Origin of the sequence: Thalassospira profundimaris (assembly GCF_003326755.1) — a bacterium.
In the GTDB taxonomy this organism is placed as follows: Bacteria; Pseudomonadota; Alphaproteobacteria; order Rhodospirillales; family Thalassospiraceae; genus Thalassospira; species Thalassospira profundimaris_B.
In genome coordinates, this window is sequence record NZ_JPWH01000001.1 from 488,779 (window position 1) to 510,978 (window position 22,200).

At 55.9% G+C, this 22,200-nt stretch carries 13 protein-coding genes; 10 read left to right on the forward strand and 3 right to left on the reverse strand.

Annotation, left to right across the window (positions count from 1 at the left end):
• The first annotated feature begins 136 nt into the window (after nt 1-136).
• The 3 genes from TH25_RS02225 to TH25_RS02235 all read left to right on the forward strand — a co-directional run bounded on the left by TH25_RS02225 (nt 137) and on the right by TH25_RS02235 (nt 7,716).
• The gene (locus tag TH25_RS02225) at nt 137-4,972 is read left to right on the forward strand and encodes an NAD-glutamate dehydrogenase (protein WP_114086765.1); all 4,836 of its coding nucleotides are present in this window, start codon (nt 137-139) and stop codon (nt 4,970-4,972) included.
• A 197-nt stretch (nt 4,973-5,169) separates the two neighbouring features.
• Nucleotides 5,170-6,063, forward strand: a complete 894-nt coding sequence (gene htpX / locus TH25_RS02230; RefSeq protein WP_114086766.1) for a zinc metalloprotease HtpX — start codon at nt 5,170-5,172, stop codon at nt 6,061-6,063.
• A gap of 153 nt (nt 6,064-6,216) precedes the next feature.
• Nucleotides 6,217-7,716: a hypothetical protein gene (locus TH25_RS02235; protein WP_114086767.1), complete on the forward strand. Its 1,500-nt coding sequence runs from the start codon at nt 6,217-6,219 to the stop codon at nt 7,714-7,716.
• A gap of 185 nt (nt 7,717-7,901) precedes the next feature.
• Here TH25_RS02235 and TH25_RS02240 read toward each other — a convergent pair whose 3' ends face one another.
• Nucleotides 7,902-8,624 carry a Bax inhibitor-1/YccA family protein gene (locus tag TH25_RS02240; RefSeq protein WP_073955322.1) on the reverse strand — a complete coding sequence of 241 codons (723 nt, stop codon included), beginning with the start codon at nt 8,622-8,624 and terminating at the stop codon, nt 7,902-7,904.
• A gap of 285 nt (nt 8,625-8,909) precedes the next feature.
• On the opposite strand from TH25_RS02240, the gene TH25_RS02245 reads away from it, so the two are divergent.
• Nucleotides 8,910-10,589: a hypothetical protein gene (locus tag TH25_RS02245; RefSeq protein ID WP_147252971.1), complete on the forward strand. Its 1,680-nt coding sequence runs from the start codon at nt 8,910-8,912 to the stop codon at nt 10,587-10,589.
• A 133-nt stretch (nt 10,590-10,722) separates the two neighbouring features.
• Complete coding sequence (locus tag TH25_RS02250) at nt 10,723-12,342, forward strand: acyl-CoA synthetase (protein ID WP_114086769.1); 1,620 nt, start codon at nt 10,723-10,725, stop codon at nt 12,340-12,342.
• Between the two features lie 82 nt (nt 12,343-12,424).
• On the opposite strand, the gene TH25_RS02255 is transcribed toward TH25_RS02250, so the two are convergent.
• Together TH25_RS02255 and TH25_RS02260 are read right to left on the reverse strand one after the other, a co-directional pair.
• On the reverse strand, nt 12,425-14,968 hold the full coding sequence (locus TH25_RS02255; RefSeq protein ID WP_114086770.1) for an ABC transporter permease: 2,544 nt from the start codon (nt 14,966-14,968) through the stop codon (nt 12,425-12,427).
• Entirely contained in the window at nt 14,965-15,726 is a 762-nt protein-coding gene (locus TH25_RS02260; protein WP_114086771.1) for an ABC transporter ATP-binding protein, read from the reverse strand. The genes TH25_RS02255 and TH25_RS02260 overlap by 4 nt, the downstream gene beginning before the upstream one ends.
• A 143-nt stretch (nt 15,727-15,869) precedes the next feature.
• On the opposite strand from TH25_RS02260, the gene TH25_RS02265 reads away from it, so the two are divergent.
• The 5 genes from TH25_RS02265 to TH25_RS02295 all read left to right on the forward strand — a co-directional run bounded on the left by TH25_RS02265 (nt 15,870) and on the right by TH25_RS02295 (nt 22,145).
• On the forward strand, nt 15,870-16,628 hold the full coding sequence (locus TH25_RS02265; protein WP_114086772.1) for an arylesterase: 759 nt from the start codon (nt 15,870-15,872) through the stop codon (nt 16,626-16,628).
• 1,263 nt (nt 16,629-17,891) lie between these two features.
• Complete coding sequence (locus TH25_RS02280) at nt 17,892-18,593, forward strand: J domain-containing protein (RefSeq protein WP_114086955.1); 702 nt, start codon at nt 17,892-17,894, stop codon at nt 18,591-18,593.
• A gap of 244 nt (nt 18,594-18,837) precedes the next feature.
• Nucleotides 18,838-20,004, forward strand: a complete 1,167-nt coding sequence (locus TH25_RS02285; RefSeq protein ID WP_114086775.1) for an FIST signal transduction protein — start codon at nt 18,838-18,840, stop codon at nt 20,002-20,004.
• 125 nt (nt 20,005-20,129) lie between these two features.
• A complete protein-coding gene (locus TH25_RS02290) occupies nt 20,130-21,170 on the forward strand; it encodes an NADP(H)-dependent aldo-keto reductase (protein WP_114086956.1) in 1,041 nt (346 codons plus the stop codon).
• An 87-nt stretch (nt 21,171-21,257) separates the two neighbouring features.
• Nucleotides 21,258-22,145: a pirin family protein gene (locus tag TH25_RS02295; RefSeq protein ID WP_114086776.1), complete on the forward strand. Its 888-nt coding sequence runs from the start codon at nt 21,258-21,260 to the stop codon at nt 22,143-22,145.
• Nucleotides 22,146-22,200: the final 55 nt, after the last annotated feature.

A 22,200-nucleotide genomic window follows, 5' to 3' on the forward strand; every position in this document is an offset into this window, starting at 1 on the left:
TCGTGTGTTGTTCTTTCCCACTTTGGTGCCGCCGGAGTCCCAATGCAAAAGCGATAATCCGAGGTGTTTGGTAACGGTCGCAAAGACCGGTACAGCCAGTTCTGGCAAACAGGACTGACAAAAAGGGAAATACGACATGAAAGCCCGAACCGACGACCCGAAACGGGAAGTCATTGACAAAGTTGTCGAGCAAGTTCACCTGCGACTGACAGGCGATGTGGCGAAGAATGCGGAAGCATTCGTTCGCCTTTTTTATAAGAATGTTCCGCCCGATGATATGGCCGGACGTTCGATTGACACGCTCTATGGCGCTGCCCTGACGCTTTTTAAATTTGCCCAGAAACGTCCGGGGGACAAGGCCGCCAAAATCCGGGTTTACAACCCCGATCTCGAGGAACATGGCTGGAAATCCGACCATACCGTCATCGAGATCATTAATACCGATATGCCGTTTCTGGTCGATTCGGTCACATCCGCGCTGAACGAATTTGATGCCACCGTGCATTTGGTGATCCATCCGATCGTGCGTATCGCGCGGGACGACAATAACGTTTTGCAGTCTGTCAGCAGTGTTGACGAGTCCGATGCGCCGCGCGAATCGGTGATGCACGTTGAAATCGATGAACAGACAGATAAAACCACCCTTCAGGCCATCCATGACCGGCTTGATGATGTCCTGACCGACGTCGCCCTGGCGGTGCAGGACTGGCAGCCAATGATGTCGCGGGTAAAGGAAGTCCTTTCCCAGATTGAACAGGCGCCCGAAGGCATTTCGGAAGAGGCGGTCCAGGAAACCCGCGACTTTCTGGAATGGCTTTATGATGACCATTTCACCCTGTTGGGCTATCGCGAATATAAATTCAGCGGTGAAGGCAAAAAGGCCAAGGTGGATGTCAATACGGACAGCCAGTTGGGTATTTTGCGCCGTGAAGGCACCCATATTTTTGATGAACTGCGCCAGTTGGGCAAACTTTCGCCCGAGGTCCAGGATTTTGTCACCAAGCCCAACCTTTTGCTGGTAACAAAGGCCAACAAACAATCCACCGTTCACCGGGCGGTGCATCTTGATACGGTGGTGGTCAAACAGTTTGACGAAACCGGCAAGGTGATTGGCCAGCACCTGTTTGTCGGGTTGTTTACCTCGGTTGCCTACAACCTGAGTCCCAAGCTGATTCCGCTGTTGCGCATGAAGCTTGATGAAACCGTCAAACGGGCCGGTTTCCCGCCCAACAGCCACGATGGCAAGGCGTTGGTCAATATTCTGGAAACCTTCCCGCGGGACGAACTGTTCCAGATCGAACTGGATGACCTTTACCATATCTGCATGGGCATTCTGCATTTGCAGGAACGCCAGCGCATTGCCCTGTTTGTGCGCCGTGATGCCTTTGAACGGTTTGTCTCCTGCCAGATTTTCTGCCCGCGCGACCGCTTTACCACCAAATTGCGGATGAATTTCCAGCGGGTCATCGAAGAGGCCTTTAACGGCAAGGTTTCCGCCCATTACACCCAGATCGGCGATTCACCGCTGGCACGCTTGCATGTGCTGGTCAAAACCACGCCGGGTGAATTGCCCGAATATGATGTTCCAGACATTGAAAAACGCCTGGTTGAAGCCGCACGGGACTGGAACGATACCATGCGCCAGGTTCTGGTGCGCGAAATGGGCGAAGAAAAGGGCCTGACCCTTTATCGCCGGTATGGTGAGTCCTTTGCGACCGATTACCAGGACCGTTTTTCGGTGGATACGGCGGTTCTGGATATCGAACGGTTTGAAGAGGTGCTGAAATCGAACGATTTGCGGGTCAACCTGTATCGTCCGATTGAGGCGGCCGAAAACGAACTGCGCTTTAAAATCTATAACCCCGCCGCCCCGGTGCCGCTGTCCGATGTGTTGCCGATGCTGGAAAATATGGGGTTGAAGGTGATCACGGAAAACCCGTTTGCGGTAACGCCGCGTGACGGGTCGGTGGGTGTTCGCATTCACGATTTTGGCGTCATCGTTGATGGCGAGTTCGTGCTGCATGAAGTGCGCAACAAGTTCCAGGAACTGTTTGTCCGCATGTGGCATGGCGAAGTTGAAAACGATGCCTTTAACCGTCTGGTGCTGCTGGGCGGGCTGGACTGGCGTGAAGTCGTTGTCTTGCGCACCTATGCCCGTTATATGCGCCAGACAGGTTCGGCCTTCTCGCAGGATTATCTGGCAAAAACACTGGCGAATAATGCTGCCCTGGCAACGTCGCTGGTGGAATTGTTCATTGCCCGCTTTGACCCGGACCGTGACAATGGCGTGGAGGCGGAAATCGCCGCGATCGAGCGCGATATTCTCGCCCGCCTTGATGATGTGATGAACCCGGATGAAGACCGTATTTTGCGGGCTTTCCTTAATCTGGTTCAGTCCAGCCTTCGCACCAACTATTTCCAGGTGGGCGAAGATGGCAATCCCAAGCCGTATCTGTCGATCAAGTTCAATTCGGCCGAGGTTGAAGATTTGCCTCTGCCGCGCCCGTGGCGGGAAGTGTTTGTTTATTCTCCGCGTGTCGAAGCCGTGCATTTGCGCGGTGGACCGGTGGCGCGTGGCGGTATTCGCTGGTCGGACCGTCAGGAAGATTTCCGCACGGAAATTCTTGGCCTGGTCAAGGCGCAGATGGTCAAGAATGCGGTGATCGTGCCGGTGGGGTCCAAGGGCGGCTTTGTTGTTAAACGCCCGCCGGTGGATGGCACGCGCGAGGCCTTTTTGGAAGAAGGCATCGAATGCTACAAAACCCTGATGCGCGGCCTGCTCGACATCACCGACAATATCGTTGCCGGTAATGTGGTCGCACCGGAACGGGTCCGTCGTCTTGATGACGACGACCCCTATCTGGTGGTTGCCGCCGACAAGGGCACAGCAACCTTTTCGGACATCGCCAATGGTGTGGCCCGTGATTATGGCTTCTGGCTGGATGATGCCTTTGCCTCGGGCGGATCGCAGGGCTATGACCACAAAAAAATGGGTATCACGGCCCGTGGTGCCTGGGAGTCGGTCAAACGGCATTTCCGCGAAATCGGCAAGGACATCCAGAAGGAATCCTTCACCGTTGTTGGTGTTGGCGATATGTCTGGCGACGTTTTTGGCAATGGCATGTTGCTGTCCGAACAGATCCGTCTGATCGCGGCCTTTAACCATATGCACATTTTTGTCGATCCCGACCCGGACTCGGCCACCAGCTTTGCCGAACGCAAACGCCTGTTTGACATGCCGCGTTCAACCTGGGCCGATTATAATGAAAAGCTGCTCTCCAAGGGCGGCGGAATTTTTGATCGTCGCGCCAAAAGCCTGGACCCGTCCCCCGAAGTCCGCAAGGTGCTTGGTCTTGGCAGTGACAAGATCACACCGGCTGACATGATGAAGGCCATCCTGAAAGCAAAGGTCGAACTGCTGTGGTTTGGCGGTATCGGCACTTACATCAAGGCCGGGAGCGAAAGCAACGCCGATGCCGGTGATCGCGCCAATGATGCCATTCGCATCAATGGCGGCGATGTGCAGGCAAAGGTGATTGGCGAAGGGGCCAATCTTGGCTGTACCCAGCGCGGGCGTATTGAATATGCCCAGTCGGGGGGCCGTTTGAACACCGATGCCATCGACAATGCCGGTGGGGTTAACTGTTCGGACCACGAGGTCAATATCAAGATCCTGCTGGGCGAAGTGGTTGCCAATGGCGACATGACGGAAAAGCAGCGCAACAAGCTGCTGGAAGACATGACCGAGGAAGTGGGCGAACTGGTCCAGCGCGACAATTACGTGCAAAGCCAGGCCATTTCCAACATCTATGCCGGCGGGGGTGATGCCCTGGATGCCCAGGTGCGTTTGATCCGGATGCTGGAGCGTGAAGGCCGCCTTAATCGGGAAATCGAGTTTTTGCCCGATGAAGAGGAAATCACCCGTCGCTTTAATGCCCATGAAGGTCTGACCCGACCGGAAATTTCGGTGCTGATGCCCTATGCCAAATTGTGGCTGTATGACGAGGTGCTGAATTCCGACCTGCCTGATGACCCGATCCTGGTCGAGGAACTGGTGCGCTATTTCCCGACCCCGCTGCGTGAAAAATATGCCGATGCGGTGTCGCATCATCGACTGCGGCGCGAAATTATCGCCACTGTCGGCATTAACAGCCTGGTCAACCGTGTTGGCGGGACGTTTGTGCATGACATGATGGAAGCCACCGGTTTTTCGGCCGTGGATGTCTCGCGCGGTTATCTGATTTCACGGGCGGTGTTTGGTCTGCGTGAAATCTGGGCCGGGATTGAAGACCTGGACAATGTCGTTGCAGCCCAGGTGCAGACCGAGATGTTCAAGGATGTTGGACGCATGGTCGAAGACGTGACCCTGTGGTTCCTGCGGCAGTGCGAAGAACTGAATGTGGGCGAGAAAATCGAGCAATTCCGCCCGCAAGTCACCCGCGTGATCGAGGCCTTTGACGAGATCATTCCGGGTGATGCCGCCATTCGCCGTAATCTTAAGCAGCGGACGGAACATCTTAAAAAACAGGGCGTGCCCGAAGATCTGGCAAAACGTGTGGCGGCCATGCCCCAAATGGTTGCGGTTTGCGATATTGTCCGTATCGCCGAAGCATCCGACCGCGATGTTCTGGAAGTGGGGGCAACCTATTTTGCCGTCGGGGCACGCTTCCAACTGGGTCTTTTGCGCAACGCTGCCGACTCGGTCGAAGCCGAAACCCATTGGCAGAAACTGGCACGGAATGCCGCGATTGATGACCTGTTTGGTCATCAGCGTGAACTGACGCGGGTGGTTCTGGCCGAAGACAGCAAAGGGGCCATTGGTGCCGATGCCGTTGAAAAATGGGTTGAAAGCCATCAGCGGGGCACCCAGCGGTGTGACGAGCTGATTGACGAATTGCGCGCTGTCGGCCAGATCGATCTTGCGATGATCACGGTTGCCAACCGGCAAATCAGAAGCCTGATTGGCGGTTAAACACACACAATCCATTTTGCTTGTGCACGGAACGGGGGCGGCTTTATCGCCCCCGTTTTGTTTTTGGGCACAAAAACGGCAGTTTCCGGGCTTTGCCGGGGTTTTGCGATCTATGTCACATTCTGCTGTGCGGCGGCTTGTGCCATTTTTGAAATAACCTATCTTTTGGGCGATAAGCCGAATGGAGGAAAACCAGAATGAATTATGTGCGGACCGGAATGCTGCTGGCGGGGATTACTGCGCTTTTTGGCGTGGTCGGCATGATGATTGGCGGCCAGCAGGGCATGATCATTGCGCTGTTATTCGCCGGTGGCATGAATATCTTTGCCTACTGGAACTCCGATAGCATGGTGCTGCGCATGCGCCGTGCGCGCCAGGTTGACGAAAACACCGCCCCCGAGCTGGTGGGCATTGTCCGGCAACTGGCAAGGCGGGCTGAACTGCCCATGCCCAAGGTTTATATTATCGACAATCCCCAGCCCAATGCCTTTGCCACCGGGCGCAACCCCGAACATGCGGCGGTGGCGGCCACCACCGGGCTATTGCAGCTTTTGACTGCCAATCAGATCGCCGGGGTGATGGCCCATGAACTGGCCCATGTTAAAAATCGCGATACCCTGACCATGACGATTACGGCCACCCTGGCGGGGGCCATTTCGGCGCTGGCGAATTTTGCCATGTTTGCCGGTATCTTTGGCGGGCATCGCGAAAACAACAATAACCCGCTGGGCGGTTTTGGCATGATTTTGGTGGCCTTGCTGGCACCGCTGGCTGCGGGCCTGGTGCAAATGGCGATCTCGCGCACCCGTGAATACGAAGCCGACCGGATCGGGGCGGAAATTTGCGGGCATCCGCTTTGGCTGGCCGATGCGCTGGCACGGCTGGATCACGGTGTGCACAGCGTGCCCAACCCCGATGCAGAGCGCAACCCGGCAACCGCACACATGTATATTGCCAATCCTTTGTCGGGCAAGGGTATGGACAATCTGTTTGCCACACACCCGTCAATGGAAAACCGGATTGCCAAATTGCGCGAGATGGCCGGGGCCAACCCCAGCCAACCCCGCAGGCGTCAGCGCCCCTGGGGATAACGGTCGCCAAAAGACACCGCCCCTTTCCTAACCTTCAGTATGTGTTGGTGAGGGTAGATTCGGAATTGACGGTTGGGTGCTGGCATCTGATGATGTGACCTGTCGATGTGATTTTCATTGCATGTCAATATCTTGCCAAAAGGAATGGGGTGGATGGCCGGTTTCTGGTCAACACTGGGCTTGGTTTTCCGGGCTGTGTTCGGCGTGGTGCAGGGACAACCCGCGCCAGACCCGCTTGCACCCCATGCCAGCCGAAATGGCGGAAACGGGGCGGGCGTGTGCGGCATTGCCGATTTCGGGTGCGACGATCCTGACCTTACTGTCAGCATCAAAACCCTGCTTGCCGATTTTCCCGCCCCTGATGTGGTGGCCGTCTCGCAGCGCATTTCGATCAGCAGCGATACCGTTGACCCGTTCTTTGCGGTAAAAGACGCCCAAAGCATGGCCTGGAATGCCGCCTTGCGCCAGAACTGCACGTCGCTTTTGTGGGGGCATGTTTCGGATGATCAGAAATATCTGTCTTTGTGGTTTGCCAGCCGTCAGAACGGTTTTTCCCCGCATGAACTGTTTTTGGCCCAGAAATATGACTTTACCCTGCCCCTGGCCGAGGATTTTGCCGAGGCCCTGAAGCTGTTATTGCTTTCGGAACGCTTGCGCCGGGCTGATAGTGCGGTTTTGCGCAGCGATAATGCCACCCGGCTGGCAAAGGCACTGGAGGCCCGGCAGGACCGCGTCCGTAACCCCGATTTTGTCGCGGAATGTGGCGAAGGGGTCAGCCTTGCCTATGCCACAGCCTGCCTTGCCCTGGCTGAAAATGGCGATCGCGGCTGGTGCCAGTTGGGTGCCGAAGCAATCGAGCCGCTGGTTGCCACCTGTTTGGGCGCTGAGGCGTCCCAGGACCGGGATGCGCTGGCCATCCATATTTCCCGGGCCGGGACATCGGGCGTTGAAAATTTGCGCGCCGAACATGTCGCGGTGTTGGCCCTGTATGGGCATTTGCTGAATTGGGCGTCGCTGGGCAGTTCGGCCAGCCGGGTTCCCATGATGGCGGTGGATATATGGCGCATTTTGTTGCATCGCTTTGAATATGCTGCCGGGGCGACAGTGAGCAAAAGCATTTGTCTGCTGCGTCTGGGCGAGGCCTGCTGTGCCCTGGCCCGCGAAACCCGAAATGAAGACCTCGCCGAAGCTGCGGTAAAATATTTGCGGCGGGCGTTGGGGGGCTGTGATGCCAATAGTCATCCGGTGTTATATGGGCTGATTACCTATCATTTGGGCGATGCGCTGATTGCCCACGGTGAATTGATCAAAACCGGTGTCGAATTTACCAATATCATTCCCTTTTTCCAGGCCACGCTAAAGGTGTGTGGCCGGCGCGAGAATTTGTATCTTTGGGGGCGTGCCATGTTTGCCCTGGCAACGGTGCAGGCGATGCAGGGCCGCGAAAACAGCGATATAACCATCTTGCGCACCGCACGCATGAATTTCATCCAGGCGCAGCAAAACCTGGAGGAAGCCGGTGCCCGGTCTGCCGCGCGCACGGCCCTGGGCGGTCAGATGCGTGTTGAAGCCGCCATTCATGAAATGGCGACCGGGGATAAGGCGGGAAAACACGGTGTCGATGTCAGACCTTCTGCCAGGCCTGCCGGTTGATGTTGAGGCCAGGCACCATCCACCATCCTGGCCGATACCCCGCCACGGTTCTTCGCCTGTCATCAGATTGATTTTGTGCCTGAAGACAAAACAAAACAGCCCCGCAAGGCGAACTTGCGGGGCTGCTTGTATTTCAGGGCGGGGTGGGCCGCAGCAGGATGCTGTTCCGTCCCGGACCGGACCTGTTAGTTACGCGCATTGCCAAAGAAGCGCAGCAGCATGATGAACAGGTTGATGAAATCAAGATACAGTTGCAGGGCACCAAAAATGGCCTTTTTGCCGGCGGTGGTGGTGTCGTCACCTTCCCAGTAGCTTTCCTTGATGCGCTGGGTATCATAGGCGGTCAGGCCGGTAAAGATCAGAACACCGGCGGCCGAAATGACAAACTGCAACATCGTGCTGCCAAGGAAGATATTGACCACGCTGGCAATGATCAGGCCGATCAGACCCATGAACAGGAAGCTTCCCCAGCCGGAAAGATCCTTTTTGGTGGTGTAGCCATAAAGGCTCATGGCACCAAAAGTACCTGCCGTGATGAAGAAGGTGCGCGCGATGCTTTCACCGGTATAAACCAGAAAGATCGAGGACAGCGACAGCCCCATCAGGGCGGCATAGGCCCAGAACACGGCCTGTGCGGCAGGCATGCTCATTTTGTGAATGCCAAAGCTAAGAACCAAGACCAGCGCAAACGGTGCCAGCATCACGACCCAGGAAAGACCCGAGCCGAAAACAGCCTGCATGAAAGCCGGGCTGCTTGCTGCGGCCAGCGCGACGATCCCCGTCAGGGCCAGCGCAGACGCCATATAGTTATAGACGCGCAGCATATAGGTCCGAAGACCGGCATCAATGTCGGCCGCCGACTGGCCAGCCGAGACAGAATAGCCGCGTCGTTGCGTTTCGAAAGCCATTGAATTCCCTCATATGATCCAGTTTGAGCGGGATTGACCCTACAATCCATCACTGGTCAAAATATGGCAGGATTTGATGGAAAAGCAACGTTTGCAGGCCTTTGAACGCCAGAGTCGATCAAGGCCTTGTGATTTTGTTCACATTTGGAATTATGACAAAATAAATTTAATCTGAAATTTCCCGCTATAGTTGGGGGAGACGAAAGATCGCTTTAATTTCCGGGGGACGGGAATTTGGCTATATATATGAAAATAAATGAAATTTTTTCAAGGCTGAGAAGGGCGGTGCAATTCGGATTCGCCCTCGCGGTTCTGCTTTGGGGCAATTTTATGGTTTTGCCGGTGGCAGCCGCACCGCAGGCAGGCAGTTCCCCTTCAAAACAAAGTGATCATCCCGCCGGTGATTTTTGCGCTGATCGCGCCCTGTCATCGCATCCCTGCCCGGTTTTGCCTGTTGATGTTGCGCAATTTGATGCCAATTTCATTTACCGCTTTGTCGGGCCCGAATCCCAACGCCCGTTTGACCGGTTTTCCTGGCAGGCCTTTATTGCCATGACCTGGCCGACGGACGCGGCAGGAAATGCCCTGTCCTATCAGGCCGCCCGCAACCCGGCGCCTGAAGGAAGACCCCGCTGGCAGTGGCTGGTTCCCCGCGATCGCCTTATTCACGGCGAATTTGCCGACCCGGCGGGGCAAAGGATACGCCAGGCCTGTGCCAGGGGGGATATGGCAACCTTTGCCCGTTTGGCGGTCGCCCCCCCGGATGCCGCCGAAAAAATCGCAAAGACGGCCCAGCCCGGAATGCCAGGCGGTGAAAGCCCGGCAATCACCGCCCCGGCCCGGCTTTTTCTCGAAGGCTATCATCAGGCAACAGGGGATGTGCTGATTGATCAGGCGGGGAATTATGTTTTGTATGAAACCCGCATGAACGGCGTGGCCGCCGATTATATCCGGGCAAACGGACTGGACAGCTTTGCCGGGCGCGCCCGCTTTGCTGCCGGGGGCAAAGACATTTCGTTTCCGCAACGCATCGACAGTGTCGATCAGGGCCGAAGCCCGCCGGCAATTCCAGGCCAAAAAATGCCGCAGATCGGGCCGGGGGCTATCCTGGTGAAACTGGCCTGGCGCATTTTGCCAAAAGAACAAGGGGCAGCGGGCAATAATCCCGGCAGCGCCTTTTTAACCCGCAAGGCATATATATTCGTTGCCGGGGAAAACAGCCTGTCGGGGCATCCGCTGTGCCTTGATGAAAATGTCGGACTGATCGGCATGCACCTGGTGCAGCGCGTGGTGAGCGGCAACGGGGATCGCTGGATCTGGTCAACCTTTGAACATGTTGCCAATGCGCCGCTGGCCGGAAATGCCCGCCGCCCCAACAGTTTCATTGCCAAAAACCTGTTTCCCGACGGCTGTTATCTGCCGGGCGTGACAAAGGGAAAACCGGCCTTCAAACGCCCGGCGGCAGCACCGCTACCAAATATTGCAAAGCCAGAACAATTCAACCTTTTCAAACCGCCCTCCCGTGTACGCACAGACCTGCCGTCAGCGACGGAGATACCGGCTTCACTGGAAACCGCAGTTGTTAATCAGGGCGTGAGCAGCAAGGCCCTGTGGGCGGCAAAACCACCCTACGCGGTAAATGCGTGGGGCGATACCATGCCACGATCACAACTGGTGCGATGCTGGAAAGTGTTTGAGGGAACGCAAAAAACCAATGAAGAATGGCACGCCGAATTAAAGGGATCGGTTTGGGCTAATTATTTTCTGGTTGGCACCCAATGGATTGGCAATGGCGGTGGTGATCCCTTTGGGGTGGGCGAGGTTCCGCGTTTTTTAAGCAATCTGACAATGGAAAGTTTCATTCAGGATAAAGCCATTGGCAGTTGCCTGGGATGTCACAGCACCGCCCGCAGCGATGCGGGGCAGGTTGCCAATTTTACCTTCATGCTGGCACCCGCCAATTGACGGCAGTTTTATATTAGAAAAACAAACAAGACATTTCACTTTGTCCGCATTCCATTTTAAGATGCGGGCGATAACAATCACCCGCCAGATGACAGACCCGAAAAGGGCACGGCGGGAACAGGCAGGGGGAAACATGCTGCCCGCAGCAACAGATGGTTATAGTGGCTTATGCCGGGATTTTTCGTGGGATATTCCCGAGTTCTACAATATCGGCGTTGATGCCTGTGACAAATGGGCGGACGACCCGGCGCGGCTGGCGCTGATCCATCGCCGTGCCGATGGCACAAGACGGGATTATACCTTTGCCCAGATGCGCCGCCTGTCCAATCGTTTCGCAAACGTATTGGCCCGGCATGGGGTGCGGCGCGGTGATCGGGTGGCAATATTGTTGCCGCAATGCCCCGAAACCGCCATTTCCCACATTGCCACCTATAAGCTCGGCGCGATTGCCGTGCCGCTATTTACCCTGTTTGGGGTGGATGCGCTGGAATACCGGCTGGGCAATTGTGCCGCCCGCGCCCTGGTAACAGACCAGGCCGGGGCGCGCAAAATTGCCGAAATCCGCGATTTGCTGCCCGCCCTGGAACATGTGTATGTCATTGATGGCAAACCCGATGATTGCCTGGATTTCAAGGCGCTTGGTTACGAAGCCAGCGATGACTTCACCCCGGTTGCCACCCGTGCCGATGACCCGGCCCTGATCATTTATACATCGGGCACCACCGGCCAGCCCAAGGGCGCGTTGCATGCCCATCGGGTTTTGCTGGGGCATTTGCCCGGTGTTGAAATGTCGCATGATCTGTTTCCCCAGCCCGGCGATTTGATGTGGACACCGGCGGACTGGGCCTGGATTGGCGGCTTGCTGGATGTGTTATTACCGGCCTGGCATCACGGGGTGGCGGTGGTGGCCCACCGGTTTGAAAAATTCAGCGCCGAGAGGGCCTGTGAACTGATCGCCGAATATGGCGTGCGCAATGCCTTTTTGCCGCCCACCGCCCTTAAAATGATGCGGGCCACCCCGCCCGAACAGCTTGGCGCACATCGTTGCGCTTTGCGCACAATCGCCAGTGGCGGCGAAACCCTGGGGGCGGAAATGCTGCATTGGGGGCGCGAGACCTTTGGTTTGACGATCAATGAATTTTACGGCCAGACCGAATGCAACATGATTGTCAGTTCCGCCCACAGCATCAATGTGACACAGGCAGGCAGCATGGGCTGCGCCGTTCCCGGCCATGATGTTGGCATTATCGATGAAACCGGGGTCGAAATGGCCCCGGGCCGTGTTGGCATGATTGCGGTGCGCAGCCCGGACCCGGTGATGTTTTTGCATTACTGGCGCAACGAGGACGCAACCAAAGCCAAATATATTGGCGACTGGCTGGTGACGGGCGATCTGGGCATGAAAGGCGAGGATGGTTTCATTCGCTTTGTCGGGCGCGAGGATGACGTTATCAGTTCGGCCGGTTATCGCATTGGCCCCGGCGAAATCGAAGATTGCCTGATCGCCCATCCAGCGGTGCGGATGGCCGGTGTGATTGGCAAGGAAGACCCGTTACGCGGGCAGATCATCAAGGCCTTTCTGGTGCTTGATGACCCGGTGCGAGACCCGGAAAGTCTGACACGGGACCTGTCGGATTTTGTCCGTACCCGGCTGGGTGCGCATGAATATCCGCGTGAATTTGCCTTTGTCGATACCCTGCCCATGACGGCAACCGGCAAAATCGTCCGGCGCGCCTTGCGCGATATGGCCTGATTTCTGGCGCGGCGCTTATCATAAAGGGCAGCGCCGGAAGGATCGCTGCCCTTTATGTTTTTATGTTTTGTTTGTGTATCGATTATTCATTACGCAAAATCGGCGCCGCCGGGCTGCGTAGGGCATGCCAGGTACCAATAAAACCGGCAGTCAGGGTGGCAATCAGGCCAATCAGGATGGGCCCCAAAATGGTTAGCGGCAGCAGGGTCCAGCTTGCCCCCATCACCAGGACCAGTACCGCCCAGGCCGCCGCACTGCCAAACAGGGCGGCAATAACGCCGGTAGAAAGGCCCAAAATGCCGTATTCCAGCGCATAGGCATACAGGATGTTGGCCCACGTTGCCCCCAGGGTTTTAAGCACAACCGCATCATAAATGCGTTTGCGCCGCCCGGCCGCCACGGCCCCGGCCAGCACCAGCACCCCGGCAATAATCGCAATCGAACTGGTGGCACTCAGGGCAATGCCGATCCCGGCCAGAATGGTGTTGGCGGCCTCCAGGGCCTCGCGCACGCGAATGGCGGAAACATTGGGGAAATCCTTGCCAATCAGCCGGTCCACCGGTTCTTCCATTCTGGGCGGCATATGGGCCGTGGCAATCAGGCTATAGGGGGCCTTGTCGATCAGGCCGGGGGAAAACACCATGGCAAAATTCATGCGCAGGCTTTGCCAGTCCACCTCGCGCAGATTGGCAATTTCGGCGGTGATATCGCGGCCCAAAACATTAACCGTCAGGGTATCGCCCGGCTTCAGGTTAAAGCTGGCGCCAATATCAGCCGTGAGGGATACCAGCGGCTTTTGCGCATTGTCATAATCACGCGGCCACCATTTCCCTTGCGTAATTACCGTGCCTTCCGGCGGGGTTTGGGCAAAGGTCAAGCCCCGGTCGCCCCGTAAAAACCAGCGATCATCACCGGGCGGAATATCATTGGCATTTATGCCGTTTAGCGCCACAACCCGGCCGCGCAACATCGGGGTTTGTTCGACATTGCCAACATCGGGCTGCTTGGTCAGCTCGGCACGGAAATCATCCATCTGGTCGGGGCGAATATCGAGAAAGAAAAAGGCTGGGGCGGAATCCGGCAGGCGGTCCTCGATCTCGTGGTTCAAATTGCCTTCAATGCTGGCAATTGTGACGAGCAGCGTTAAGCCCAGCCCCAGCGACAGCGTCACCGCCACCGTCGAGGTGCCCGGCCGGTGCAGGTTTGCCAGGGCAAGGCGGGTAAAGGCATTGCGGCCTTTGGTCAACCGTTTTGAAACCGATATGACAATACGCCCGGCCAGGACAAAAATGGCGATGGCGGCAATGGATGCCCCGATAAAGCCCAGGGCAATGGCGGTGTCTGTTGCACTTGCCACCGTCAGGATCAACAGCAAAGCCAGCGGAATGGCCAGCAGGGGCGCATCCTTGCGCCGAACGCCCACGCCATTTAACCCCGCCCCGGATCGAAACAGCCGTGCCGCCGGAATTTCGCGGGCGCGCAGCAGCGATGGCAGGGCAAAGACCAGGGTGGTGAGAATACCAAAGGCCGTGGCAATCATCAGCGAGGGCAGGGCCGGGGCCGCCGTGACCGCGATGGGCAGTTTATCGGCCAGAATGGGGGCAACCAGCATGGGAGCCAGCGCGCCGATGATCAGGCCAATGACAATGCCCAAAAGGGCAATGACAAGGATTTGCAGGAAATAGATGCGCAAAACCAGCCCGTGTGTCGCCCCAATGGATTTTAGGGTGGCGATAACGGATGTTTTGCTTTCGACATGGCTGCGCACGGCATTGGCAACACCAATGCCCCCCACCAGTAGCGCCGACAGTCCGACCAGGGTTAAAAACAGGGTGAGGCGTTCCACAAAACGTTTCAGGCCGGGGCTGGCATTGTTGGTATCGCGCACGCGCCAGCCTTCATTGGCAAACTGTTTATCAAGGCGGTCGCGAAAGGCCTGAATGCTGTCATTATTTTTCAGATCGATCAGATAATGATAATGTACCAGACTGCCCGGCACGATCAGCCCGGTATCGGCCAGGGCGGGCAGGGATACCATCAGGCGCGGCCCGAAATTCAAAAAGCCAATCGCCTTGTCCGGTTCCTTGGCAATCACGCCGCGAATTTGAATATCAATATCGCCCAGTCGAACATGATCGCCGACCTTTATGTTCAGGCGTTCAAGCAAGCCTGCCTCGGCAACACCGCCCCAAACGCCATCTTTTTTTGCCAGAATGCCCACAAATGGAACATTGTTTTGCAACTGTATCTGTCCAAAAAGCGGGTATTGGTCGTCAACCGCCTTCAGTTCAACCAGGCGGCGCTGGTCCTTGCCATAGGCGGTGGCGCGCAGGGTGGCAATTTGCCCCACCCGGTCGGCATTATCCTTAAACCAGCTTTGCTGCCCGGGGCTGGCGGGCATATTAACCTGCTGGATTTCAATATCCCCGCCCAAAAGGGCACGGCCATCGCGCTCCAGCGCGCCCAAAACCGATTGCGAAACGTTTCCGACAGCGGCAATGGTGCCAACGCCCAGCGCCAGACAGGCCAGAAAAATCCAGAAACCGCGCAAACCGCCGCGTAATTCACGCCGCGCCACGCGCCAGGCCATCGCCCATTGGTTGGGGTGTGATGCATTTGGCGTCATTGGGCTGATTCCCCGGTCGAAACAATCACGCCGTCGCGCATGGTGACAGAACGGTCACAGCGCGATGCCAGGCCTTCATCATGGGTGATCAAAAGCAGGGTTGATCCGCGCTTGGCGGCCAGATCAAACAGCAATTGAATAATCGTTTCGCCTGTGTTCCCGTCCAGGTTGCCGGTCGGTTCGTCGGCCAAAAGCAGTTCCGGGTCGGTCGCCAGCGCACGGGCCAGGGCAACGCGCTGTTGCTCCCCACCACTAAGCTGGCCGGGATAATGGTCCATCCGGTGGCCCAGGCCCACGGCGGTCAGTTCTTCGCGGGCCCGCTCAAAGGCATCGCCGCGCCCGGCAAATTCCATGGGCAGGGCAACGTTCTCAAGCGCACTCATGGAGGGCACCAGATGAAAATCCTGAAAAACAATGCCGACATGATGACGGCGAAACAGGGCCAGGCCATCCTCGCTTAGCTTGCGCAAATTTTGCCCGCAAATTTCAAGGGTGCCTTCCTGGGCCTGTTCCAGCCCGGCAATCACCATCAAAAGCGATGTTTTGCCGGAGCCCGATGGCCCAATCAGGCTGACACGTTCGCCTGCGCGAATGGAAAGATCGATGTTTTTAAGAATATCCACCGTGCCTGCCGGCCCTTTTAAACTCAGCTTCAGTCCCTTGACGTTAACAGGAAGCTGTACCGACGCCGATCTGGTATCAGATTGCAGGGGACCGTCGGTCGATGACAAAGAGGGGGCAGAGGCAGAATCACGCATGAAAATTCCAGTCCGGTTGCGCCAAAGCAGCAGGTTTGGCAGGTGACAGGGACAAAAGGCCCTTGCGTCGATCAAAATCCGTGCAAACTATTGACTAAACGTTTGCCAAGCCGGTATCGCGCCAGCATAACAAGAGGAAGCCGATGAATACCCGCAGAAATGTCTCAATCCTGCCACAGGGGCAAGGCCCTGCTGTTAACAGTTTCACTATTTGGGGGCGGGTTGATCATTTTTTGGGCAACATTGCACGACAATTCCGGATCGGCTTTGCCCTTCTGGCAATCGTTTCGGTTTGTATCTTTTTTCATCCGGCAGTTGCGCAATCGTCTGGCAAGGCCGGTGCACAACCAGCGACCCCGACCATTGTTTTGTTTGGTGACAGTTTGATTGCCGGTTATGGCCTGCCCGAACAGGATGGATTTGCCCCCAATCTGGCGGCGTCCCTGAAAAAAGCCGGGGTTGACGCGCGTGTGATCAATAGTGGCGTTTCCGGCGACACCACGGCGGCGGGGCTGGCACGGCTGGATTGGGCTATGGTCGATAAACCGGATCTGGTTGTGCTGGAACTGGGGGCAAACGATGCCCTGCGCGGGGTGGAACCGGCGCAAACCCGCAAAAATCTGGAAACAATCATTCAAAAACTCCAGGCGCAAAAAACGGCAATTTTGCTGGTCGGCATGATGGCACCGCCCAATATGGGCAAGGAATATGGCCGCGAATTTAATGCCATTTATCCGGAGCTCTCAGAAAAATACGATGTGCCGCTTTATCCGTTTTTCCTGGACGGGGTTGCCGCCAACCCGTCCCTGAACCAGCAGGACGGCATGCACCCCAATGCCAAGGGGGTGGATGTGATTGTGGAAAAAATCACCCCGGCAATTTTGGATGCACTGCCCCAATAAGGTGCAGAAATTAAACGATATTTTTATCTGGTGTGTCGGTTTTGCATCCGCATTGCGTCCGGTTTTGGTCCCCGTCGCATGATTGCATGATCCCGGGCGCTGTTGCCGCTGGCAGGGTTTGTGCTGTGGTTTTGGGCCGGGGCGGATGCAGATCGGGCTTACACCCGGTATCAGGCCGGGCAGCGACCAAAGGCCCCGAACGGCCGATGACAGGGCAATTGCGCAATCACATCGCTTGGTTTCCCGTAACGGTATGTTTTAAATAGGATAATTTCAGAATTTTGCCGCAAGGGATGGCATGTTTGCCATTTTGCAATGGGAAAAGGTGTGTGGAGGTCGATATTTTCAAGCCAAAAACGCATGGCTTGGGGGTGGGGCCAGACAGAAAATGACGCCGGTTTAAAGGCTTATCTGCGAAATTGGATATGAAGCCATGTTTCAAGAGGGTGGAAGGGGAAAATTTTTGTTCTATAGCGGATGAAAAACTGCAAATGTAGATAGATTTCATAACGGTATCGCAATATTTATATTGTAATTATTGAATATAATGTGCCACAAGTGAGGTTTCTCTACTTTCATTTTTGATATCAATGAGTTAAATGATAAAAATCAAAGATTAAATTGTTGAAAATTTAAAAAAAACGGGCAAAAAAATTCAAATTTTGCCTTGAAATCAGGCGTGTTAATACCTTGTTTACTTTCTCCCGTTTGCAGGCCTGTCGTGCCTTAACTGCATTTGTAGATTTTGGCTTTTGCGCCTTCCGGTTTGCCGGTATTGGTCGGCAAATTTTCCAAAAATTGACCACAAACCGAAACAAAATTTCATTCTGATGCAGCCATCCGCACCCCGTGACAGGATCGGTTTTAAGTTTCATATAACCTATTGAATATAAAAGATAAAAATAAAAAAATGTCAGGCCTTCAGGGGTGTTTCAGGTGGAGTTGCATGGCTTGAGCAGGCCGCGTTAACTTTTTGTTATGCGTTTGCAGAATGCAGGAAAATTGGACGTGATTTCAAAAATAAGCGTTTTATTTCAATAACTTGTATTGTATCAGTCGAATAATTTCACGTAAATTTTCGTGTAAAACAAAATCGATTGGTCAAAATTTGACTCGGAAACGATTCGATTTTGTCAACTTTTGTAGTTGCGCTGCCAAACACCTTCTCCTAAACTTTCGCCCGGACGCGCACCGGGCGTGGACGGGCCGATTGGGCCGCGCGCAGCCGTCATTTTTTCCGGGTTTCAGGATCTAAGGGGCCTTATGGCGTCGCAAACCGTCAAACAGTCTTATACCATTCCCTGTGCCAGCGTTTTTCGTGATGCGGTGTTGGATCTCGCCAGCCGCCGCGAGGTCAATGCCGCCGATCTGGCGCGTTCTGTCATGCTGATCGTCCCCCAGGATGTGATTGAGTCTTACGATGATCCCGGCGATCCGCCGCCGGGCGACCGTGAAACCATTGTGTTGAAATCCGGCCCGGCCGAAGGGCGCCCGTGGCGCCGTAAACCGCGATTACAGCTTCGGCTGCCGTCGGGCTATAGCATTGCAACAGTGCGCAAGGCCCTGAAAATGGCGCTGGATTTTGAAGGCGGCGATGTGCGCATTCGGGTGGACCGGGCCGATATTGTTGCAGCCGAAAAACGCGCCCTGCAGGAAATTGCCGATCTGAAAAAGCGCATTGCCCAACCCCCCGCCGAATTGATCCAGTCGCGCGAGGAAGTCGAAAGGCTGCGCCAGATTGTCCATAACCTGGCCTTTGATCCGCTGGATCGTGGGGTGAGTACCTATAACGATGCCCTGCATGTCATGGGTTTTGCCCCGGGTGCGCGACCGGACCTCAAGGCCATTCGCAGCAAATATCGGGTGCTGGCGGCCATTCACCATCCCGATAGCAATTATGGCTCCCATCAGCGCATGACACAGTTAAATGCCGCAATGGAACTGCTGCGCCGCCATGTCGGGTAAGGCGGCGTTTTTGCCGATTACAGGACAACGGCCCTTTCTCTGTGGTCGGGGCTTTTGCCAAAGGAACATCGGGATCATACTGCAAGCTGGTCTGAACCCGGCATAAAGACATATATAATAAGGTATAAAACGATCGCCGGTTTTGGCACGCGTAACTTCACGGGTGTCATAAACATGCCGCCAAGTCATGCAATGAAGGGATGACCTTGAAGAGGCAAACAATGGCAGCGTACAGGGGGAAAAGATGACGACAGCGTTTGTTGCCGCCCATGCCAGTGGCGAACATTGGGCCGCCATTTCGTCAGAACTGGCCGAAAAGCTGGAACGCCAGGGCGATATTCCCGACGGTCTGGCCTTTTTATATGTTTCCGAACCCCTTGCCACCGATATGGGCAGCATGCTGACATTTTTGCGCTCGCGCCTGGGGGTTGAATTTTGGGTGGGCTCCTCTGGTGTGGGGGTCTGCGGGCCGGGGCGGGCCTATTTTGGTGTGCCCGCGGCTTCGGTGATGATTGCCCCGCTGGATCCCGACCAGTTCCACATTTTTGACCCCATTCGCAGCGAGGGCGACATTGACGATATCTCCCTGCAAGAGGCAATTGCCCGTCTTGAGCCCCTGTTTGGTGTGGTTCACGCCGATCCGGGCGTGCCCGAGGCCCTGAAGCTTTTGCCCGAACTTGCCCGTGTCGGATCGACCTATCTGGTGGGCGGTGTCGGGGCTGGCGGGGAAAAGGGGGGCACGCAAATTGCCAACCGGGTGACACATGGGGGCCTGTCTGGTGTGATTTTTGCGGGCGATACGATGGTTCAGGTCGGATTAAGCCAGGCCTGTTCCCCCATTGGCCCGGTCCATCGCGTGACAGAGGGGCGGGGCGGCATTATCTCGATGATCGATGATAAACCGGCCTATCAGGTTTTTTCCGATGAACTTGCCAGCGATGAAAATGGCTTGTCCCTCCAGCCAGGCGATGAAACCGGGGCAAATGCCGCAAGCGCACAGGTCGCCACCGGGCGTTACCATGTCGCCTTTATGGTGCCCGGTACCGATACCGGCGATTTTGTTGTGCGCAATTTGATGGGGGTGGATCCGCAAAACAACCTGATGGCGGTCAATGACGATGCCCGCCCCGGCGATGCCGTGCGTTTTGTCCGCCGCGACAGTGCCACCGCCGAGCAGGACTTGCGCCGCATGCTGGCCGATTTGCAGCGCCGACTGCCCTCTCGCCCGCGCGGTGCCATATATTGTAGCTGTGTTTCCCGGGGGCCGCATCTGTTTGGCACCGAAAACCGCGAAATGATGATCATTCAGGAAGAGCTGGGTGATTTGCCCCTGACCGGCTTTTACGGACATGGTGAAATCTGTAACGATCGCTTTTACGCCTATACGGGCGTTTTGACGCTTTTCATGTGACAAGACAGTGGAATATGGCGAAAAAACGTCGCAAGCGGTTTCATTGTTTGCGCGGCAGGATATATTTACACTATTTCCAAAATAAAGTGGCCTGTCATCAGGGCCACCAACAGGGGATTTATCGGATGGAATATCGCCGTTTGGGCCGTACCGACATCAATGTCAGCGTTATCTGCCTTGGAACCATGACCTGGGGGCAGCAAAATACCCAGGAAGAAGCCTTTGAACAGCTTGATTACGCCGTTGGCAACGAGATTAACTTTATTGATACCGCCGAAATGTATCCGGTGCCGGTCATGGAGGAAACCTTCAGCCGTACCGAAACCATTATCGGCAACTGGCTGGAAAAACGCGGCAAGCGTGACGACCTGGTGATTGCCAGCAAAATTATCGGCCCGGGGGACCGTTTTCCCTATGTCCGCGGGGGGCCGCGCCTGACCCGCGAACAGATTTTTGCCGCGATTGACGGGTCGCTGTCGCGCCTTAAAACCGATTATCTTGATCTCTACCAGTTGCATTGGCCGGACCGGAATTGCAATTTCTTTGGCAAGCTGGGATATGAGCACGACGAAAACGAAAATTTCGTGCCGATCGAAGAAACCCTTTCCGCCCTTGATGACATCGTCAAGGCGGGCAAGGTGCGCCATATCGGCCTGTCAAACGAAACCCCGTGGGGCTTGATGAAGTTCCTGGAGCTGGCCGAAAAGAAAGGCTGGCCGCGTGTGGTTTCGGTTCAGAATCCCTATAGCCTGATCAATCGCAGCTACGAAATCGGGCTGGCCGAATGCTCCATTCGCGAAGATGCCGGTTTGCTGGCCTATTCGCCGCTGGGGGGCGGGGCATTGTCGGGTAAATATCTCAACGGGGCCCGCCCGGAAGGCGCGCGCAGCACCCTGTGGCCGGATTATTTTGCCCGCTATCTCAAGGAAAATGGCGTCAAGGCGACCGAAGCCTATGTCAATCTGGCGCGCGATCACGGGCTTGATCCCTGTCAGATGGCGCTGGCCTATGTCAATTCGCGTCCGTTCCTGACAGCAAACATCATTGGTGCCACCTCGATGGAACATCTTAAAACCAATATTGGTTCGGCCCATATCACGCTGTCTGACGAGGTGCTGGCCGAAATCGAAAATATCCACACCCGCTGGCCCAATCCCTGCCCGTAAGCTGGCGGGCAGTAAACCAGCATCGGATGATGGGCCTGGTGGCGTTAAGGCCGCCGGGCCGCACTGCATAATAACAGGAGGTGTCGTATGGTCGTTGTCATTTCAGGAAAGGAAACCGACCTGGAGGGAATGTCCGTGCGGCGCCTTTTGCCGCAGCGCGACTGTCGTTCGGTCGGACCATTCGTGTTTTTTGACCATATGGGCCCCGTCAGCTTCGAGGCAGGTACTGGCATTGATGTGCCGCCTCATCCGCATATTGGTCTGGCGACGGTTACGTATCTGTTTGATGGCAAAATTCTGCATAATGACAGTCTGGGTAACAAACTGGAAATCACGCCCGGGGATTTGAACTGGATGACCGCCGGGCGCGGCATCGTGCATTCCGAACGCGAAACATCGGACTTGCGCCATTCCGACCATGATTTGCATGGTTTGCAGCTATGGGTTGCCCTGCCCGAAGCCGAGGAAGAATGCGCCCCCGATTTTACCCATATCCGCAAGGAAGACTTGCCCGTCATTCATGAAGCCGGGCTGCATATGCGCCTGATTGCCGGTGAAGCCTTTGGGCATACTGCACCGGTGCCGGTCAAGTCGAAGCTGTTTTACCTTGATGTGCATATGGATGGCGGGGCGCAGCTTGTGCTTCCTGGCGAAAACCAGGAAGCCGCCCTGTATATTGTCGAGGGCGGCTTGCGGGTGGATGGCGTGCATCACGAAGCGTTCAGTTTCATTTTCATCGCACCCGAGGAAATACCCGATATTGTGGCGGAAAATCACTGTCGGGTGATGTTGCTGGGCGGGCTGCCGCTTGGGCATCGGCATATCTGGTGGAATTTTGTCTCTTCGCGCAAAGACCGCATCGCGACGGCAAAGGATGACTGGCAAAACCGGCAGTTTGACCCGGTTCCCGGCGAAGATGATGTTGTTCCGCTTCCCGGTCGGGTCAGCAAGGTCAGTCCGCCGCCCGCTTCCTGAAGGAATATGCTTTAGCGCGCAGGACTATTTCGCGCCATCGCATCGGCAGCTTCTG

What these genes read in the sequence shown, in the direction of transcription:
- TH25_RS02225 (WP_114086765.1), top strand. Translation starts at nt 137, where the DNA reads ATGAAAGCCCGAACCGACGACCCGAAACGGGAAGTCATTGACAAAGTT.
- TH25_RS02235 (WP_114086767.1), top strand. Translation starts at nt 6,217, where the DNA reads ATGGCCGGTTTCTGGTCAACACTGGGCTTGGTTTTCCGGGCTGTGTTC.
- TH25_RS02290 (WP_114086956.1), top strand. Translation starts at nt 20,130, where the DNA reads ATGGAATATCGCCGTTTGGGCCGTACCGACATCAATGTCAGCGTTATC.
- TH25_RS02265 (WP_114086772.1), top strand. Translation starts at nt 15,870, where the DNA reads ATGAATACCCGCAGAAATGTCTCAATCCTGCCACAGGGGCAAGGCCCT.
- TH25_RS02285 (WP_114086775.1), top strand. Translation starts at nt 18,838, where the DNA reads ATGACGACAGCGTTTGTTGCCGCCCATGCCAGTGGCGAACATTGGGCC.
- htpX (WP_114086766.1), top strand. Translation starts at nt 5,170, where the DNA reads ATGAATTATGTGCGGACCGGAATGCTGCTGGCGGGGATTACTGCGCTT.
- TH25_RS02280 (WP_114086955.1), top strand. Translation starts at nt 17,892, where the DNA reads ATGGCGTCGCAAACCGTCAAACAGTCTTATACCATTCCCTGTGCCAGC.
- TH25_RS02240 (WP_073955322.1), bottom strand. Translation starts at nt 8,624, where the DNA reads ATGGCTTTCGAAACGCAACGACGCGGCTATTCTGTCTCGGCTGGCCAG.
- TH25_RS02260 (WP_114086771.1), bottom strand. Translation starts at nt 15,726, where the DNA reads ATGCGTGATTCTGCCTCTGCCCCCTCTTTGTCATCGACCGACGGTCCC.
- TH25_RS02295 (WP_114086776.1), top strand. Translation starts at nt 21,258, where the DNA reads ATGGTCGTTGTCATTTCAGGAAAGGAAACCGACCTGGAGGGAATGTCC.
- TH25_RS02255 (WP_114086770.1), bottom strand. Translation starts at nt 14,968, where the DNA reads ATGACGCCAAATGCATCACACCCCAACCAATGGGCGATGGCCTGGCGC.
- TH25_RS02250 (WP_114086769.1), top strand. Translation starts at nt 10,723, where the DNA reads ATGCTGCCCGCAGCAACAGATGGTTATAGTGGCTTATGCCGGGATTTT.